The organism is Burkholderia sp. BCC0322, assembly GCF_902833045.1.
GTDB lineage: Bacteria > Pseudomonadota > Gammaproteobacteria > Burkholderiales > Burkholderiaceae > Burkholderia.
The window spans coordinates 1-500 of the sequence record NZ_CADFDU010000051.1; the positions used below are offsets into that span (position 1 = coordinate 1).

The 500-nt window shown below is 69.4% G+C and carries 1 protein-coding gene; it reads left to right on the forward strand.

Annotation, left to right across the window (positions count from 1 at the left end; translation table 11 throughout):
* Positions 1-500, forward strand: a 500-nt coding sequence (locus HWX39_RS35840) for an acyl-CoA dehydrogenase family protein (protein ID WP_175972157.1), incomplete at both ends; no start/stop codon positions are given.

The following is a 500-nucleotide window of genomic DNA, read 5'->3' on the forward strand; positions in this document are numbered from 1 at the left end:
GCCGTTGCGCAGTTGCCGGGCTTCGAGGATGCCGGCTACGACACGGCGCAGGCCGTGCTCGACGAATCCGCGAAATTCTGCGGCGAGGTGCTGGCGCCGCTGAACGTCGAAGGCGACCGCAATCCGAGCAGCTGGAAGGACGGCGTCGTGACCGCGACGCCGGGCTTCGGCGAAGCGTTCCGCCAGTTCGTCGAAGGCGGCTGGCAGGGGCTGCAGCATCCGGCCGAGTACGACGGCCAGGGGCTGCCGAAGCTGATCGCGACGCCGTGCATCGAGATGCTGAACGCGTCGAACTTGTCGTTCGCGCTGTGCCCGCTGCTCACCGACGGCGCGATCGAGGCGCTGCTGACGGCCGGCACCGACGAGCAGAAGCAGCGCTACGTGCCGAAGCTGATCTCGGGCGAATGGACCGGCACGATGAACCTGACCGAGCCGCAGGCGGGCTCCGATCTGGCGCTGGTGCGCTCGCGCGCGGAGCCGCAGGGCGACGGCACGTACAA